The sequence below is a fragment of the Croceicoccus mobilis genome, assembly GCF_001661965.1.
Taxonomy (GTDB): Bacteria; Pseudomonadota; Alphaproteobacteria; order Sphingomonadales; family Sphingomonadaceae; genus Croceicoccus; species Croceicoccus mobilis.
On record NZ_LYWZ01000022.1, the window covers coordinates 923185 to 940000 of the forward strand.

Annotated in this window: 20 protein-coding genes and 1 tRNA gene (1 of these 21 cut by a window edge); 17 read left to right on the plus strand and 4 right to left on the minus strand. The window is 59.1% G+C overall.

Annotation, left to right across the window (positions count from 1 at the left end):
• The first annotated feature begins 247 nt into the window (after positions 1 to 247).
• The gene (locus A9D13_RS11980) at positions 248 to 520 is read left to right on the plus strand and encodes an HU family DNA-binding protein (RefSeq protein WP_066773768.1); all 273 of its coding nucleotides are present in this window, start codon (positions 248 to 250) and stop codon (positions 518 to 520) included.
• Positions 521 to 630: 110 nt separating this feature from the next.
• On the opposite strand, the gene A9D13_RS11985 is transcribed toward A9D13_RS11980, so the two are convergent.
• Both A9D13_RS11985 and rlmB read right to left on the minus strand, forming a co-directional pair.
• Positions 631 to 1467 carry a hypothetical protein gene (locus tag A9D13_RS11985; protein WP_066773770.1) on the minus strand — a complete coding sequence of 279 codons (837 nt, stop codon included), beginning with the start codon at positions 1465 to 1467 and terminating at the stop codon, positions 631 to 633.
• 28 nt (positions 1468 to 1495) lie between these two features.
• Complete coding sequence (rlmB, locus tag A9D13_RS11990) at positions 1496 to 2311, minus strand: 23S rRNA (guanosine(2251)-2'-O)-methyltransferase RlmB (protein ID WP_066774127.1); 816 nt, start codon at positions 2309 to 2311, stop codon at positions 1496 to 1498.
• A gap of 176 nt (positions 2312 to 2487) precedes the next feature.
• Between rlmB and A9D13_RS11995 the strand changes: the two genes are divergently transcribed.
• The 6 genes from A9D13_RS11995 (at position 2488) to A9D13_RS12015 (ending at position 7762) form a co-directional block, all read left to right on the plus strand.
• Positions 2488 to 2573 (plus strand) — tRNA-Tyr (locus A9D13_RS11995).
• 196 nt (positions 2574 to 2769) lie between these two features.
• The gene (locus tag A9D13_RS12000) at positions 2770 to 3999 is read left to right on the plus strand and encodes a tyrosine-type recombinase/integrase (protein WP_066773771.1); all 1230 of its coding nucleotides are present in this window, start codon (positions 2770 to 2772) and stop codon (positions 3997 to 3999) included.
• A complete protein-coding gene (locus A9D13_RS12005; RefSeq protein WP_066773772.1) occupies positions 3996 to 4655 on the plus strand; it encodes a hypothetical protein in 660 nt (219 codons plus the stop codon). Before A9D13_RS12000 ends, A9D13_RS12005 begins: the two co-directional genes overlap by 4 nt.
• A gap of 143 nt (positions 4656 to 4798) precedes the next feature.
• Positions 4799 to 4924 carry a hypothetical protein gene (locus tag A9D13_RS21280; RefSeq protein WP_280521082.1) on the plus strand — a complete coding sequence of 42 codons (126 nt, stop codon included), beginning with the start codon at positions 4799 to 4801 and terminating at the stop codon, positions 4922 to 4924.
• Positions 4924 to 5403 (plus strand): hypothetical protein, encoded by a 480-nt coding sequence (locus A9D13_RS12010; protein WP_066773774.1) that lies wholly within the window; start codon positions 4924 to 4926, stop codon positions 5401 to 5403. The genes A9D13_RS21280 and A9D13_RS12010 overlap by 1 nt, the downstream gene beginning before the upstream one ends.
• 7 nt (positions 5404 to 5410) lie before the next feature.
• Positions 5411 to 7762: a phage/plasmid primase, P4 family gene (locus A9D13_RS12015; protein WP_229665281.1), complete on the plus strand. Its 2352-nt coding sequence runs from the start codon at positions 5411 to 5413 to the stop codon at positions 7760 to 7762.
• Between the two features lie 502 nt (positions 7763 to 8264).
• Here A9D13_RS12015 and A9D13_RS12020 read toward each other — a convergent pair.
• The gene (locus A9D13_RS12020; RefSeq protein ID WP_066773778.1) at positions 8265 to 8489 is read right to left on the minus strand and encodes a helix-turn-helix domain-containing protein; all 225 of its coding nucleotides are present in this window, start codon (positions 8487 to 8489) and stop codon (positions 8265 to 8267) included.
• Between the two features lie 82 nt (positions 8490 to 8571).
• On the opposite strand from A9D13_RS12020, the gene A9D13_RS20520 reads away from it, so the two are divergent.
• The 6 genes from A9D13_RS20520 to A9D13_RS20530 all read left to right on the plus strand — a co-directional run bounded on the left by A9D13_RS20520 (position 8572) and on the right by A9D13_RS20530 (position 14338).
• On the plus strand, positions 8572 to 9120 hold the full coding sequence (locus A9D13_RS20520) for a hypothetical protein (RefSeq protein WP_156522023.1): 549 nt from the start codon (positions 8572 to 8574) through the stop codon (positions 9118 to 9120).
• Positions 9121 to 9568: 448 nt separating this feature from the next.
• On the plus strand, positions 9569 to 11224 hold the full coding sequence (locus A9D13_RS12025; RefSeq protein WP_172808156.1) for a site-specific integrase: 1656 nt from the start codon (positions 9569 to 9571) through the stop codon (positions 11222 to 11224).
• Between the two features lie 250 nt (positions 11225 to 11474).
• On the plus strand, positions 11475 to 12116 hold the full coding sequence (locus A9D13_RS12030) for a BRO-N domain-containing protein (RefSeq protein WP_216635502.1): 642 nt from the start codon (positions 11475 to 11477) through the stop codon (positions 12114 to 12116).
• Positions 12117 to 12376: 260 nt separating this feature from the next.
• Positions 12377 to 13099, plus strand: a complete 723-nt coding sequence (locus A9D13_RS12035) for a hypothetical protein (protein ID WP_066773784.1) — start codon at positions 12377 to 12379, stop codon at positions 13097 to 13099.
• 319 nt (positions 13100 to 13418) lie between these two features.
• Positions 13419 to 13583, plus strand: a complete 165-nt coding sequence (locus A9D13_RS20525) for a hypothetical protein (protein ID WP_156522024.1) — start codon at positions 13419 to 13421, stop codon at positions 13581 to 13583.
• Between the two features lie 140 nt (positions 13584 to 13723).
• Positions 13724 to 14338: a hypothetical protein gene (locus A9D13_RS20530; RefSeq protein ID WP_156522025.1), complete on the plus strand. Its 615-nt coding sequence runs from the start codon at positions 13724 to 13726 to the stop codon at positions 14336 to 14338.
• A 167-nt stretch (positions 14339 to 14505) separates the two neighbouring features.
• Here A9D13_RS20530 and A9D13_RS12045 read toward each other — a convergent pair whose 3' ends face one another.
• Positions 14506 to 14889 (minus strand): hypothetical protein, encoded by a 384-nt coding sequence (locus tag A9D13_RS12045; protein WP_156522026.1) that lies wholly within the window; start codon positions 14887 to 14889, stop codon positions 14506 to 14508.
• Positions 14890 to 15103: 214 nt separating this feature from the next.
• On the opposite strand from A9D13_RS12045, the gene A9D13_RS12050 reads away from it, so the two are divergent.
• The 4 genes from A9D13_RS12050 to A9D13_RS20540 all read left to right on the plus strand — a co-directional run.
• Positions 15104 to 15682 (plus strand): recombinase family protein, encoded by a 579-nt coding sequence (locus A9D13_RS12050; protein WP_066774129.1) that lies wholly within the window; start codon positions 15104 to 15106, stop codon positions 15680 to 15682.
• 100 nt (positions 15683 to 15782) lie between these two features.
• Entirely contained in the window at positions 15783 to 16334 is a 552-nt protein-coding gene (locus A9D13_RS12055) for a hypothetical protein (RefSeq protein ID WP_156522027.1), read from the plus strand.
• Entirely contained in the window at positions 16327 to 16476 is a 150-nt protein-coding gene (locus A9D13_RS20535; RefSeq protein WP_156522028.1) for a hypothetical protein, read from the plus strand. The genes A9D13_RS12055 and A9D13_RS20535 overlap by 8 nt, the downstream gene beginning before the upstream one ends.
• Positions 16473 to 16816: the 5' portion of a hypothetical protein gene (locus A9D13_RS20540; protein ID WP_156522029.1), read on the plus strand. 187 nt of this gene lie beyond the right edge of the window; 344 of the gene's 531 nt are visible here — the first part of the coding sequence; it begins with the start codon at positions 16473 to 16475; its stop codon lies off the right edge, out of view. Before A9D13_RS20535 ends, A9D13_RS20540 begins: the two co-directional genes overlap by 4 nt.

Sequence of the window (16816 nt, forward strand, 5' to 3'; positions counted from 1 at the left end):
TGTCATTTCTTTATGTGCACTGCAGCATATCGTTCCGGCATATCGCATCTGCACACGGTTCGTCGCAATTGAGACCGGTTTCGTGAAAAAAATCGCGGAATTTCGCGCATTCCGGGGCGGATTTGGCTTTGACATAAGTGTAAAAAATGCTCACTTCCCGCCATCCGCGATTACGGGTCGCAGCCGTCAGCGGCGGGGCTCGTGTGAGTTGATAATTACGAATCTGGATTGAAGGGGGTTTACCCAAATGAACAAGAACGAGCTGATCAGCGAAGTCGCCGAGACGAGCGGGCTTTCGCGCAGCGACGCCACCAAGGCGGTGGAAGGTGTATTCGATGCAATCTCCGCTTCGCTTGCGAAGGGTGACGAAGTGCGTCTCGTGGGCTTCGGCACCTTCTCGGTTGCCAAGCGCAAGGCCTCTACCGGCCGCAACCCGCGCACCGGCGAGCCGATGACCATCAAGGCATCGACCCAGCCGAAGTTCAAGGCCGGCAAGGGCCTGAAGGACGCGGTGAACTAAGATTCGACCGTGAAGCGCGGCGGGGCCTAATCCCTGCCAGCGCCACGAGAAACCGCGCGAGAGGCATCAAGCTTCTCGCGCGGTTTTCTTTTGCCCTATAGGCGCGTTGATTATTTCAGGCGGATCAGCGCCATGGGCGCGGTGTCGCTGGTCTGGTCCACGGTCCAGCTCAGCACGCGCATCTTGCCGTCCATGGCAGGCCCGTCGTCGGTATTGTTGGTAAGGATCTCGCCATCGGTGCGGATGGTGAAAGTGCCATCGGGCAGCACGATTTCGGCCATGTCCTCACCGCCCTGCTGCTGCATCGCGCCCATGGCGGCCATCATGCCCATGCTGCCGGGACCCATGCCGCCATTATCCCCGCCAAAGCCGGGGGCCTCAACCTTTACGCTGCCATCGGCGCGCGGGATGGCAGACACGAAATAGCCCATCGGCGGCATGTCTTCGACAATCGGGAACATGAACGTATGGGTGAGCACACCGCTCGCCTTGAAGCTGACGTCATAAATGCCATCGCCGCGATAGGAGACCTGCTCCCATCCGCGCAGCTTCTTCAACGTATCGACCAGCTTTGCAGCGATTTCCGGGTCTGACGGGTCCATGCCGCCGAACATCTTCATGAACTGCTGCTTTTCGGCGGCGTCCTTCGCCTGCTCTGCTTCCCACTCGCCATATTGCTCGTCGCTTTCGGCGTTAGTGCAGTCGCGCACTTCGCCCTCGTCGTCCATGCAATGCGCTTCGAACGGCTCGCCCTGGTCCATCTTCGCCATCTGCGACAGGCCCATGGTCGAGATCTCGCCCTCATAGCTGAAGGCGAACTTCCCGCCCTTGGTCAGCACGAGCTCTGACGTGAACTTACCAGGCGTGAACAGGCAGCCCGAAAGCGCCAGCGCGCCTGCGGCCAGAACGGCGACGCGCGCATGGCGCAGGATGGTGCTTTGAAACATCGTCGATCCCCCCTTCGACTGTGTGCATCTATTCCGGTCTATAATGTGCCCGCATGTTGGCGGCGTAAAGCGCGATGGCCGCGGCGTTGGAGACATTGAGGCTCTCAACCGCCGATTCGATCGGCAGGCGCGCGATCTGGTCGCAATGCTGGCCGATATTGAAACGCAGGCCATCGCCCTCGGCACCCAGCACCAGCGCGACGGGGCCGGTTGGCAATGCCTCGCCCAAGGTCACTTCGCCATCGCCGTCGAGACCGATGCGCCAGTATCCGGCCTCGGCCAGCTCATCCAGAGCGCGGGCAAGGTTCACCACGCGTACCCATGGCAGGGTTTCCAGCGCGCCCGATGCCGATTTCGCCAGTACGCCCGATTCGGGCGGGGCATGGCGGTCCTGCGTCACGATGCAGGCCGCGCCGAACGCAGCGGCAGAGCGCATGATCGCGCCGACATTATGCGGATCGGTCACGTGGTCGAGCATGACGACGGGCGCGGCCGGATCGCCGTCCAGTACGTCTTTCAGAAACAGCTCGGGCAGGGGATCGCATTCGATAACGATGTTCTGGTGCGGCGCATCGCGCGATACGAGTCGCGCAAGGTCCGGTCCCTGCGCATATTCGACGCGGACGTCGGCAGCGGGCTCTATTCCCTCGGCCTTCAGCTCGTCCATCATCTCGTGGGTGGCCCAGATGCGGTTGATGGAGCGCTCGGGGTTCTCCATCGCCGCGACTACAGCGTGCCGACCCCAAAGCCGCACCGCCCCCTTGGTCGCACGCCCGCTGCCGCGTCCGCCCTGCATCCGGCCCGCGCGACCGCGCAAAACTTTCTTATCGCTTTTTTTTGCCACGTAATGCTCCTTGAGCCGGGGAATATGCCCGACGAAATCCTGTATTGCGTGCGCTGTTGCCAGCACCCCCATTGACAGGCAAGCGCAGCTTCGCCAAAGGGGCGCCTCTCGGCCAGAGACTTCCCTTTTCGGGAACTCGGCACGGGGCTTTTCGAGGCCCCTATATGCACCGGTGTGGACAGGTGGCCGAGTGGTTAAAGGCAGCAGACTGTAAATCTGCCCGCGCAAGCGTACGCTGGTTCGAATCCAGCCCTGTCCACCACCGTGCTTCCCGCTCAAACACGCCGAATCCCGTAGAAACCCCAGAAGTTCTAGGGTATTGTCCCCGCACAGGCCCGCCTGTGCCCGCTGCAATTCGTCTCCAGCCGGACCGGAATGTGGGGGAAGTGTGGGGGAGGATTGGTTTTCCCCCACACTCTGATCCCCGGATGGCGGGGAAGAAAGTGTGGGGGAATGACATGGGCAAGCTGACGGCAGTTGCGGTGAAGGCGCATTTGGCGAATCCCGGCACCTATCAGGACGGGGATGGGCTGTTCCTCAAAGTGGATAAACGTGGCGGCGCATCATGGACTTTGCGTCTCCAGCGCGACGGAAAGCGCCAAGACATCGGGCTGGGCTCGGCTCGCTTGCTGTCGCTTGCGGAAGCCCGCGAAAAGGCCAACGGACTTCGCAAGGCGGTCAAGGTGGAGCGCCGCGATGTTCTTGCAGAAAAGAAGGACGAGGCTGCCGCAAAGGTGACGTTCCGCGAAGCCGCGCGCCAGTATCACGCAGAAAACGAGGCAGGCTGGAAAAGCGCGATCTATACGCGCCAGTGGCTCGCCAGCTTGGAGAACTACGCATTCCCGAAGCTGGGCAACATGCCGACCGGCAGCATCATGGCTCCGGACATTATCACGGTATTGACCCCTATTTGGCAGGAGATCCCGGAAACCGCGCGGCAGGTGCGCAACCGGATTTGTGCCGTGTTGGACTATGCCCACGCGAAGGGCTGGCGCTCAACTGAAGCCCCTTCGGGCAATGGCAGCCTGAAAGCCGGACGCGGCCTCCCCCGGCAGGTAAAGGAGCGGGGGAACCGTAAGGCAATGCCCTATGTTGCCGTGCCCGGTTTCCTCATCGCTTTGCGCCGCAAGCCGTCATACGGTCGTTTGGCACTGGAATTGCTGGTGCTGACCGGGGTGCGCAGCCAAGAGGTCCGATTGGCGACATGGGAGGAATTTGACCTTGAAGCTCGCTTGTGGACGATTCCAGCCGCTCACATGAAGCGCAACAAGGCGCACATGGTTCCACTGTCCGATGCAGCGTTGGCGGTGCTGGCAAAAGCGGCAGCCTTGAAGCTGGAGGGCACCGATCAGGTGTTCCCCGGTGCGACCGGTAAGCCCATGTCCGACATGACGTTGCTCAAGGTGCTGCGCGACATGAGCGAGCCTTATCATGTTCACGGATTTCGCTCGGCCTTGACAGACTGGGCAGCGAACGAGGGCTATCCTGATGCTGTGGTTGAGGCAGCGCTGGCGCACAAGACCCCAGACGCTGTGCAGGCTGCCTATCGTCGAACAACCTATCTCGGCACACCCGGCCAGCCGGGTCAGCGTGTTAAGCTCATGGCGGACTGGGGCCGGTACTGCGCCAGCGGCACGGCAGGGAGCGGGAAAGTCATACCCAGCAAGAAGGCGAGGGGCTGCAAATGAGTGGCCATTCGACCTACACCCTTATGCAAGCACTGACTGCGCTGGCTTTCAGCGATCCGACGCCCGCAAGGCTTGTGCCAATCGCCATGGAAGATGGACGCTGGAAGTGTTGCCCCACTGCTGCACGTGCTAGGCTTAGGCAGGCCGCTCAGACCTTATGTTATGCCGGTTACAGGGGCGATTTGAAAATTTGGGGAAAGCCCATCACCCAGTCGACGGATGCCGCTCCGAACATCGGAGCACTCAAGCTACTCGATCAAGCCGATTGCCTGCAGAACCGCCTATTCATCCACTACCGTGACGCGTTGTTTTCTGGGAGCGGTAGCGGTGATGATTTCGCTGACACGTTTGAGGCAGAAGCTGGTCCCGGTGGCTTCGATTATGTCTGCGTTGATCGCAATCAACTTGATAGGCTTCTGTCAGCGTCCAACCATTCCACCGGGAAAGCGGAGCGCGACTGTGAAGTGTGGTTGCATAGGCAATTCGAGGCTGATCCAACAGCTAGGAAGGGGAAAAAGGCAATTGCGGTCGACGCGAGAAAGCACTTCGGCCAGCGGCTCTCCGGTCGAGGTTTTGATCGTGCTTGGGCGCGGGTAGCTCCATTGTATGGGCGTACTAAGGCTGGGCGTCGGAAATCGAATCAGAACACCAAGTAAATCATGGCACCTATTAAGGTGTTCACGTCACCGCCACCATTCCGCCACGGCCAGAAGCAATCAGGCACGGCCGTGTCGGAGTATCCAAAATGCATGCAGATTCACCTGAGCCCTTGCTCACATCTAAGGCGAACGGTCGCCGGATGCTGGGGGACATCGGATCGACAAAATTCGATGAATTGATTGCCAGTGGGCAGGTCGAAAGCGTGAAAATCGGATCGCGGCGTCTCGTGGTTATCGAGAGCCTGCGACGACTGGCAGGCGTGTGATGGAGAGGCTCGCATGGAAAACTGCCCGGATTGTGGGGCATCCTGATGGTGACATCTGGGCCGCTATCTCGGCACACCATTTCGAAGATGCCGCCGGGGCGCTCGATGCCATGGCCGGGGCTACTGCTCTGATGGAAGATGCTTTGCCAGCCGGGGGATTGGTCGCAGAGTATTTGTTCTGTGAGACGCTGGAACGCGCGGCGCTGGTTGCCGAGATTGATGCCATGCAGGCGCGACGAGAGTTTTTGCAGTGCTCTCGTATGATTGAAACCTTGCAGTTGGCGCACGCTCAGATCAAAGCCGCAAGGCACCGTTACGTCAGCGCAACCATGTCCGCTCTGGCGAAAATCGGAGACGCCAAGGCTAGGGACGCATTCCGCGACTTTTTGGATGGCTATGCCTTTGCGGCCATGCAAGCACAGCGCGGCGATAATGGTGCTCCCCTCATCATTTCGTGGGAAGCTCGCCATGACAGCTAAGCCGAGCATGCATACCGGCACCCAAGCGGTTGATTATGTGCGTCACGGCTTGGCCGTTTGCGCAATCCCGCTAGGTCGCAAAGGCCCAACCGCGATAGGTTGGAATCTGCCCGCGAATGCAATTGCGTGCCCCACCGCAGCGGTGTCTCTGATAGGTAACGTTGGATTGCTTCATGCGTGGTCACGAACGATGGCGCTGGATGTGGATGACTGGGGTGAGGCCTCGCAATGGCTGCTGGCGCGCGGTGTAAACCTTGCGCAATTGTTCGCGACTCCTGACTGCGTGGAGATTGTCTCTGGTCGGGCTGGACGCGCCAAGCTGCTCTTCGGACTGCCTGCAAGCGTCAACGCACCGGTCCACACCTTGCAGATCAAGGACGATGACGGGGCGATGATCCTTGAATTTCGTTGTGCCGATGCCGGGGGCAACTCGATGCAGGATGTGCTTCCGCCGTCGATCCACCCTGATACCGGTAAACCGTATCAGTGGGGCGGGCCGGGAGATTGGCGCAATCTGCCCGCGATTCCCGATGCGCTCTTGCAGGTATGGCAAGGCGAATTGGCAATCCGGACGAAGGCCAAAGCTCCTGCGACACCCGTGGCATTGCCGCCGGGCTTCGCTCCGCAGGGCTTTACGCCCCAGCCGGGATTTGGTCCTTTGGTGGAGGGCCTTTGGGGCATGACTTTGATGGAGTCCGCGCTTGATTATGTATCGCCGGACATAGACTATGCCACTTGGCGCAATGTCGCCTGGGCAATCATGTCCACGGGCTGGAAATGCGCAGCACAGATTGTCCACGGCTGGAGCCAAGGTGCGACCTCTCGCTATGATAGGGTCGCCACTACCACACTGATCAAGGCCTTTGACCCAACGAAGGGCATTACGGTCGCCACCCTGTTCCACCATGCCAAGCAAAATGGCTGGATCATGCCCGAGCAATTCCCGCTGGCAGTTGCCACCTCACCACCATTGTCACCTGCTATACCTGCGGCTGCGTCCTATCACCCCGTTGACTGGACCGTGCATGGCGACATTCGCAACGCCCGACATTTTGCCGGGATGTTTGGCGGAAAGATGCTCTACGTCCATGGCCACAATGAATGGTTGCACTGGTCCTGTGATCGATGGGCAATGTGCGATCAGGGGCAGGAACTTGAAGCTGCAAAACATGCAGCCCAAGCCATGATGGCCGATGCAGCGGCAAGCCTCGCGGTTGATCAGGATCGCGGCAAGGGGCGTGTCCGGGAGGCGATGGCGGCCCACAATATCACACGGCTCAAGGCCGCTCTGGAACTCGCGCAGTCCGAACCGGGCATGTCCACTTCATCCGATGAGTTAGACGCTAATCCCATGCTGCTTGGTGTCGGCAACGGCGTTGTGGACCTGACAACCGGCGCTTTGGTCCCCAATCGCTCGGACATGCTCATCACGCGGCACTGCGAGGCTGACTACGATATGGCGGCAACCTGCCCGCGATGGGTTCAGTTTTTGGACGAGGTATTCGCAGGTGATCAGGCGACTATCCATTCAGTGCAACGGTCGTTGGGCTACACCCTTACCGGCCTGAACACCGAAGAGATTATCGTTTTCTGCATTGGGTTCGGGGCCAACGGCAAGTCGATCTTCGGCAACATCGTCAATAGGATCATTGGCGGCTACAGCAAGGTAGCTCCGCATTCGTTGCTTGCCACGCGGCGGCGCGACGATCACGGCCCGCGCGGTGACATCGCGATGCTAGAGGGAGCGCGCCTTGTATCGGTGAACGAATTGCCTGCCGGGATGCAAATGGACGAACAGGCGGTGAAGGCGCTGGCCGGGCGAGAGCCCATTTCGGCGCGGGAGCTGTACGAGGGGTTCCGCACCTTCGATCCGCGCTTCACGGTCTGGGTACGCACTAACCACCGGCCCATCATCAAGGGCGATGATGATGGCATCTGGCGGCGGATTATCGTCCTGCCATTCCGGCAGAAGTTCGAGGGAGCAAGCTGTGACAAGCATCTTGAGGCCAAGCTGTGGGCCGAACGTAACGGCATTCTCCGCTGGATGATCGAAGGTGCACGCCAGTATCTGGCCACCGGAAACCTTTCCCTCAGCCCGACGATCCTTGCCGAACAACGTCAGTATCGCAGCGACAGTGACTTGTTGGGCGAGTTTCTGGCAGATTGCACAATTGCCGACCCGGCAGGTCGGGTACATGATCAGGAGCTGTTCGCGAAGTGGCGGCATTGGTGTGACAGCAATGGGCACAAGGCAGGCACGAAGAAAACCTTCACGGTGCGACTGAACGAGAGAGGCTTCCCGAACAGGCCGAGCAATGGGAAGAAATTCTATTCCGGTTTGCGGGCCTCTGTACTGTGACTGAGGGGCAGGTCAGGGAGGGCCGGATTGACGTTCAATTCCTTAAAGTTCGGAAGAGTAAATCTCATGGACAGGCTTTCTGGAGAAAGCCGCCCTTTCCACCCTTTTGCTCCTTCTAATGTCGAAATTGACGCTTGTGAGAGCAACGCCGATGCCACCACCAGCGAAATTCAGAGAGATTACGATGTCGTCAGCCTATGTTCGCTCGCTGAAGCGAGGGCTCGAAGCCCAAGAGAGAACTGAACAGACACTCAAGCCAGACCTGAGGCAGCGCTTTATCGATTGGTTTGCGACCGTTCCTGAGGTTAGCCGGAATCGCGCTTATGGGATGGTCGAGTTGGAGAGTGCGCTCGGCACGCAGGGACGGTTTCTTAGTCCGGTATTGCACGAGCTAGGTTGGGAGCGTCGGCGCAAATGGTCCGGATCGGGCCAAAGCCCTCGCTACTGGGTTCCCCCCGGTTTCTCAGGCTAAATGCTCAACCGTCTCGCGACCCTCCGTCAGTCATGTAGCGACCTGATCCTCTGGCAGAACCAAATCGACGTGGCTGACGCCAAGCGCTTGGGCTAATTCATAGAGGGTGATGATGGTTGGGTTGCGTTGCCCGCGCTCAAGGCTGCTGATGTATTGCTGACTGAACCCGGATCGAGCGGCTATTTCCTCTTGGGTGAACCCCATCTGCCGGCGCAGGCGTGCAAAATTGCTCCCGACCAGTTGTCGCATATCCATGCAGTGACGGATCGCAACTTACATAGTCCGATTTTACCAACTATAGTATGTATCTACCTTTTGCTGCTTGAGGGGGAGATTGATGGAAAATACGGGGCGAACCGTTCTGCTTGTTTGCGGCGCGATGATACTGAGCTTCGCTGTTCTCGATGCTATTGACTCTCGGACCATTGCCGATGGCCCCTCAGAGGCCGCGATAGATGAAATCAACGACACCTTCATCGCCGATGTGAACGAGATTCTGGAGAGGAATCGAGAGGATGGCGGGAGCTATAACAACTGGGCGTCGCCACAGCGGCAAATGTCGCAATCTGAGATCAGAAATTCTGCGCCCAGCAATGCATATTCTGAATCAGTTGCAGCATACGACCAAGCACAGCGCGACGCATTGGCCAGAAGCTTGCCGATAGGCGCTCGCAATTCGGTGGCCAGTTCCTATGGCAATGACTCGGCTAGTCGGCAACATATCGGTGCGTCGTCTAGTAGCCCGCTGAATATGCCGAGCCCTCCGGTAAACCTTTCCCGATCCGGTCCCGGCCTCTACACAGACGGTAACGGTGATGTTTACGTTTCGAGTGGGAGTCACGGGGTGGTAAACACCAAAACTGGCAAGTTTGTGACAGTAAATTGAATATGAAATTCAATTTTTTTTGACAGCTAATTAAAAAATCTGGAAATTTTTTATGAGCGATGGGTAATGCACCACCCATCATATCAATTCTATTCCCCCCTCAGGGCTTTATCTGGAAAAAGAATTCTTTCACTACGTCAGTTGTTTAGACCTTGTGTATACAGTAGTAAATGGTTGATCTACGTGGCTCCAGCCCTGTTTGTGGAGGTAGCTCGATTGGTGGGGCACCACCTGAGCTGGATCATTGTGACTTCCACTTAACTTGCGGAAATTGTGGGGGTAGATGTGGGGGAATTATAATTCCTCTTAATAAAACATACACAAAACAAGGCTTTAGTTTGAAGGTTCGAATCTAGCCCTGCCACCACCCGGTGCTAACCTTCAGAAATCGCTGAAAAACAAGGGTTTCCGCCCTCCCGTTGCTACACAAATGTGCTACACGGAAGGCATGGAGAACATGTTCAAGCTATCGCGCCGGAAGGGATCGGCGAAGTGGCAGGTGCGCAAGCGTTGGCCGAGTGATGTTTCTGCGATTCTCAAGGGAGAGTTCAACGCCTCCACGGGCGAAGAGGACAGGAAACTCGCGCAGCAGCGCCTCCCTTTTATCTCTGCGGAATACGAGCGGCGGGTGCAGGAGGCCCGGGATCGGCTGTCAGCGCAGCCGCGAGGATCCCTGTCGGATGCCGAAGCGCATCGCATGGCTGCGGACTTCTATCGCGAGGCTCTTCCCCGCTACGTCACCAGTCGCCAGCTTGATCCGATCCAGCATCAGGAACTGCAGGCGCTTATGCACCAACGGCTCAAGGGCGCGCAGGCCATGCTGGGGCGGAACGAATATGGCGCAGTGACTGGCATCGCTCGGGAGTTGATGAAGCGGGCTGACATTACCCTGCCCGAGGAATCGCCCTCGCTGGAGTTTCTGCACCGCATGCTGATGCGCGCCTTCGTGTCGCTCCATGAGGCCGCTGCAGCCAATCTGGACGGGAAGGCGGACTTCGTCCCATCTGACGCAGCCCTGCTAGATGCCCCGGCAGACCCCGGCGAGCAATCCGAAGGTCGAACCCTCGACGCCCTCATTACCGCCTACGAAGCCGATAAGGCCCCCGGCTGGAGCGGATCGACGAAGAAAGCTAAGCCCGCCGTCTTCCGGCTCCTGCGTGACGTCTTCCCAGATCGAACGGTCGCGAGCATCACCCGTGAGGACGCAAGGGACGTTGTCGAGGTTCTGAGGCAGCTGCCGACGCAGATCGGCAAACGGAAGGAACTGGCGGGCCTGACGGTGCCGCAGGCGGTGGAGAAGGGCAGGGCGCTCAAACTGCAGACCATTTCGCCGAAGACGATCAATGACGGGTATCTCCTGCATATCGCCTCCCTGTTCAACTGGGCGAGGCGTGAGCAATGGATTGCTTCAAGTCCGTTTGAGGGGTTGTCGGTCTATGATCCGGTGGACGATTCCGAACGCCGGGATCCATTCACCATCGAGCAACTGAACACTATCTTCGCATCAGGGCCGTGGACTGCTCCATGGTCCCCTGACCGGGACAAGCCGGGGCGCTATTGGGTGCCGCTGCTGTGCCTGTACCATGGCTTGCGAAACGGAGAGGCGGCTGGCCTGCGAGTGGAGGACGTCGGCACGGATGGTGATATTCCGGTGATCCACATCCGGCCCTACGACACCCGCAAACTCAAGACGAAGGATGCCCGCGCCACGCTGGCGCTGCACCCTGAATTGATCCGCCTTGGCTTCATGCACCATGTGGAAGCGCGCAGGGACGCCAGAGAGACCCTGCTGTTCCCCGAGGGTGCCGCCAATAGCCGAGGGCAGGTTGGGGCGAAGCTAGGCGAGCGGTTCAGCGCGCATGTGAAGAAGCTGGGGCTGGAAGGTCGCAAGCTTGGCATGCACTCATTCCGGCACTGTTTCGAGGATCGGCTGCGCGAGGCTGAGTTGCCCGAGCGGACGGCGCTTGCATTGGCGCGACGGACAGAACCGGGATCCAGCCGTATCTACGGCGATGGGCTTTCTATGCGCCAGAAGGCCGAGGCCGTCGCGAAGATCCGCTATCCGGGGCTAGACCTGTCGCATCTGCGGGATGGTCAGAAATGACGCCGTTTTCCCGTCTTTTTCGATAGGCCTGCCCATTCCGGCACCTGCGGTCCCCTTTCGGCTGCCTCTTCCGACTTTATCGGCAAGACGGGCACATTTTCAGGGATGCCGGGGCTGCGGGCTGAGTTGTTCCAATCTCACTAGCTACGGGTGGTGGCGCGTCCATCGCTGCTGCTACCCCCAAACAGATTGGGGGTTGTGAGCGGTAAGTGGGCGTGGGCACTAACTCCCACAGTTGATCTGCGGGAGAGTGGGGAACACCGCACTCGCGCACACCTTCAATGACCAGCAGCTTCGCCATGTGATGATCGACGGGGAGCCTTGGTTCCACGCTGCGGATGCCTGCCGATGCCTCGGCCTGAACGTCAGGGGAGGCACCGGAAAGTATATGGGGGCGCTCGACCAGAGCGAAGGCCGGATGACCCCCGTAAGTTTCGGGGGGAAGGGCGGGTCAACCGCAGGCATCATCAGCGAGAGCGGCCTTTATAAGCTGATCATGCGCGCCCAGCGCAGTCGTCCCGGTGTCGCCGTCTTCCAAGATTGGGTCACCAAGGAAGTCCTGCCGTCGATCCGCAAACCCGCAGAAATCAGCCAGTTTGAATTAATCCCCACCCTCGGGGGGATGAAACTCAGGATAGGGATCTGTTGGTGTACCTTAAGGGCACCTAGGGATCGCCTGCAGTTACCCTGCCGCTGCCTGCAGCATGACTGGATGGGGCTTGCACCATTGAGCGCAGCCAACTCACCGACCCCAATACCCCGGTTTCGGGGCCTTACTGAATTAATCCCCACCCTCGGAGAAGGAAACCGTTTGGTTTGCCGGGCACCTCGCATCCCCGCAGAAATCCGCCATTCTGAATTAACCCTCACCCTCGGGGGGGATGAGAACTGAAGGATGTAACCTTTAGGGGAACCTATAGGGCACCGTCGGGAAACCGAATGATGCGCAAGGCATGGCTGGTCGAACCTGCAGCCTTCCCGCTTCCAAGATCCCCGTTCCAGTGAACCCGGTTCAGGGGCCTCTCTGAAATAACCCTCACCCTCGGAGAAGGAACCATTTTTCTCCGCCCTCGGCACCCTGCGGGATCGCCGAGCTTAACCGCATGCGGATCCCCACCCGCTAGTCCCACACCAGAATGAAAGGCCAACCCCATGGCTGATGATAACACCACCGACAACGACACCGACCTGCAGACCTACTCCGACCGGATCCTTTCCATGGATCCCATCGATGACGTCCCGTCCACTGGCGGTCACTTCGTCAATCTGAAAAACAGCACCCCTTCGATTGAAGCCCTTGCACCGGAACACCAGCGCGAGATCCAAGATCAATTGTTTGGCTTGTCCCCCGCTGAGCGGGAAGAGCGCGAGCCGGAGTTAGTTCGGGCCAAGTTCCGGCAGGTACTCGCCATCAGCCGTGGTCAGACCGGTGTCGGTGAAACCGCCACCCAGTTCCACAAGGAGATGTCTGAGATCGCTGGCGAGTTCCGCCAGATGCATGACCAGATCGCCTATTTCCAGAAGCAGCTTGATCGCGTCCACTTCGAAAACCGCTTTAACGATCAGACCGGGAAGAACGAGCCTGTCGAGGTTCCGTCCCTGAGCGCCGAGAGGCGTCGGGGCTATGCCGCCAACATCGCCGATCTCAAGCGCCGCCAGCGCCTTCTGATGAATGAGGACGGCAGCTTCGGTATTGAGGGGGCGAAGCGTCTGCAGCGCGCAATGGATCAGTCCGCACGGACCCTTAAGCGCGTTGACGAGGAGCGAGCCATCGCAGCCGAAGCCAAGCGCCGTGCCGCTGAAATGGTCCGCGAAGAGCGCATTAACACGCTGGCTCATGCCCGCGCCAAGATGCTGCCGGGTGGTCCGCGCTGATGCGTGGCCGTCCAGCCCGGGTTATCCGGTCCAAGCATGTCTGGGACCGGCCCCGGCTCCTGAACCCGAACGATCCGAGGTCGCCCGCCTACGCCGAAAGGCACCAGCAGTCCGTCACGGATCTCGGTAACGGGATGCGCATTGTCAGCATGGGCAAGCCGGTCACAGCACCTGGGCGAACCCCGACGGTTCTCCCGAGCAAACCTCCGAAGCCTGAAGACCCTGCGGTCTCCAACGTCACTCCCGCCGATACACCCGGTCTCACGCCGGTCACCTCGCGGGATTGGCGCAAGGACTATGGTCTGGGGAGCGGAAGCTGATGGCTGATCGCATTTCCCTGCGCGCTGCAATCAACGCCCATTGCAAGTCCTGTTCCTACGACAAGGAAGAACCGGGCGGCTGGCGTCAGCAGGTGCAGGACTGCGGGGTGCCGCGCTGCGCCCTCTATGCCGTCCGTCCTGTTCCGAAGGTCAGCGAAGGCTGATCCCTAACGGCCCCGAGAGGGTCCAAAAAGGCCCCGTAAGGGCGACATTTCCGCACGGTGTGTCGCCCTCGGGGACCAACGCACCCGCCCCATCACCCATGCCAGAAAAAAGCGGCCTTACGCTGCACTGGAGTTGCCCCATGGCCAAGACGCCACCCGTTCCGGTCCCCGCCGGTCACAAGTTCTGTTTCGGATGCAGCAGTCTGCTGCCAATTGACGACTTTCCTCGCCGCCGCGCGGACAGCGATCTGCGAACGTCTCGATGCAGTGCTTGTCAGCAAACCGCACGGGACGACCGCAAACATGCCAAGCGCATAGAGCGCGAGGAGCGCACCATCGCGCTCAGAGATGACATCTGGGCGGCGATGAAGCGTGGAAGATCCACAAGGGCCTTGCAGGCCGTGAAGGAGACACCGCAGGGCATGCACCGCATGCGGGTGAAAGACACCCCCGGCTTCATTTCAATCGCCGAGCTTGCCTGCCGCCATGCAGAACGCGAGGCCTGCAGGCGCGCTGCGAAGATCTGCAAAACATTCGAGGCCGCTGCCGATGCAGCCCGCATTCTCGAACAAGCCACTACCACTCTAGACCGCACCCGCGAAATGAAACGGTCTTGGCATTTGCCCCCGTCCCGACTTCCCCTTGACGCCCTGCAGGAACCCGAAGGTGAAGACGATGAGGAAGCAGATGCCTTCGACGAAGCATTCGGAGACTGGGCACCGGTTTGGATGCAGGAAGAACTGCAGGCAGCCTGACCGCGCCCGGTTAGTTTTGCCGAAAAAATCCGAAGCGCCATATCGAATAAGATAAGCCCGCGTGTCCCCCCGTGGGGCGGGGGTGCACCGGGTGCTGCCGGAGCTTCCGAGGTTGAGCGCCCCATAATCACGGGCAATGCTCGCCCGGCGGCTCCGGCGGCATTAACCTAGGGCAGGGGGTTCTGCTCAGAAGCTATGTCTTCGGCTTCGATGGCAGTCCGGGATATCGTGTCAGCTGGCGTTGCAGCAGCGAAGCCCAACACAGCAGCAAGAATCGACCATGAGCCTCCGGTCATTTCGAAGCTCAGGATGTTGACTATAACGTTTGCATAATTGGGAAGGGCGACTGCGATGGCGAGAATAATTCCGCCCACAATGACACCCCGCATTGGATTTCCCTGCAAGAAATGGGTCTTGCTTCCTGCGCCAGCTGAAAACCCTAGCAATGTCCCAAACAGCAGCGCAGCGCCACCAAGGAAGAAACCGTTGATGGCCGTCATGACGGAAGAAATAAGCGTTATCGCGAAAATCAGCAGGACTAGTAACTTCACTAATGTCTCCTCTCCAATGATCCTGCGAAATCGAGTAAGATGAGTCATTTAATATCAAGTTTACAATGCGGTATCCTCCAATGCATAGCGTACCCTCACAAGTTGATCCTTGTGAGGCACGGCCAATCGGCCCTGCACCTCTCCATCACAAGATACATTGACACATTGTGAGGCATGCCTCATATGGCGCGGGTAACTTCTGATGGAGACCGCCTTGTCCCGCATTGCCTATTACCGCGTCAGCACCACCGACCAGTCCATCGCATCCCAGCGGGGTGCCATGGGCGGCACCTTCGACCGTGAGTTCTCCGACGAGGGCGTGAGCGGCGCAACGCTTGCTGCCAGCCGCCCCGGCTTCTCCGATCTCCTTGCCTATGTGCGCGAGGGGGACACGGTCTGTGTCTATGCGGTGGACCGGCTGGGCCGCGATGCGCTTGACGTACAGGCCACCGTCCGTCGCCTGTTGGACGCCGGGGTGACCGTGGACATTCACGGCCTCGGGCCGATTGGCCGGGGCGTGGGTGAACTGGTCCTGGCTGTTCTCGCGCAGGTGGCCGACATGGAGCGCCGCCGGATCGCTGAAAGGACCGCAGCGGGACGGGAGGAGGCCCGAAGGTCTCTAGAGAAGACTGGCAAGACCCACAGGGGCAAGGTGAGCCTAGGCCGTCTCCCTGCAGCGGACCCCGAGGAAGTCGTGGCTTGGCGCAAGGCCAATGCCGCCAGCATTGCCCAGACGGCGAAGCAGTTCGGGATCTCTACCGCAAGCGTCAGCCGGTACTGCCAGAGGGCCTGAGAGGCCGATAGGTATTTACTGATGAGTAAACTTGGGGTCCCAGTTCACCGCCTTAAATCAGGAATGCCTGTCTTCTGCCCTGCTTTTTTCGCGGAAATCGATGGCGGTGACCTTGCGGGCGCGTGAGTGGTTTGGGAAAGCTTTTTCTCGAAGAAAACTGGGGGTCGTAATGAATGTAAAGGTTCCGACAATCATGAGTGTCGAAGAGGTTCCACCGGGAGCGCTCTTCTATCACTTGGATGCTGGACCTAATGTCTTGTGCATTTCTGGCCGGTTCGCCTCCGAGCAGGGCGATGATGATCCAACGCTAGTGATCCCGCTGCGCTATGACAGTTCTCCCGAAAGCGTAGGAGTTGGGATCTACGCTAATCAATTCTCCGGTTTCGCATTGATCGTTGACGACGGGTTAGCTCGTCTGGATCCAGCCTCGACCGCCCGCGAAGGCATGGGCTCAGGAATCTTCGCAAGTGATGGGGGCCTTTATTTCCCGGTCACTCGTGGACGTGGTTTCCGTATGGGTTTCCTGAACTTGGAGACTGGGGAAATCCGCCAGCACATTCCAGACCTCACAGGGTTTGAGCACTGGGAAATCGTGGATTCGAATGATCCGGAAAAACTGATCTGGAGTTCTAAAGGGCAGCCCGATGACTAAAAAAACCAAAAATCCTGACGGCGGCTCGAAAGGCACGATGCAGCGCGTCAAGAAAGGTGTCAATTTAAGCGGCGAGCGGAAGAAGGCTTATTCAACCAAGATTACCTCTGACATTAAACCGCCAAGCCGCCCCAAGAAATGAATAGGGAGGAGCGTCTTGATGAGCGCTATCGCTTGGCGTTTCGAGCGGAGTACTCGTCCCGCTATCACCGCCGCCGCGCAACATTCCTAATTAATCTCGACAAACTGCTGACTACCCTCGTGCTCATCTGCGGAACGGGAGCGTTTCTAAGCTTCATGGATCACGGACCACAATGGCTGGGCCGTACAGCAGCCCTTTCGGTTACGTTAATCACCATCTTTCAGGTCATTTTTTCATTCGGTCTTGCTGGCGCTCGACATGGCGAATGGCTGAGGCGATGGGAGCGACTAGCAACTGATATACGCGCGACGCCAACACCAGACGAGAGCACCCTACGGGC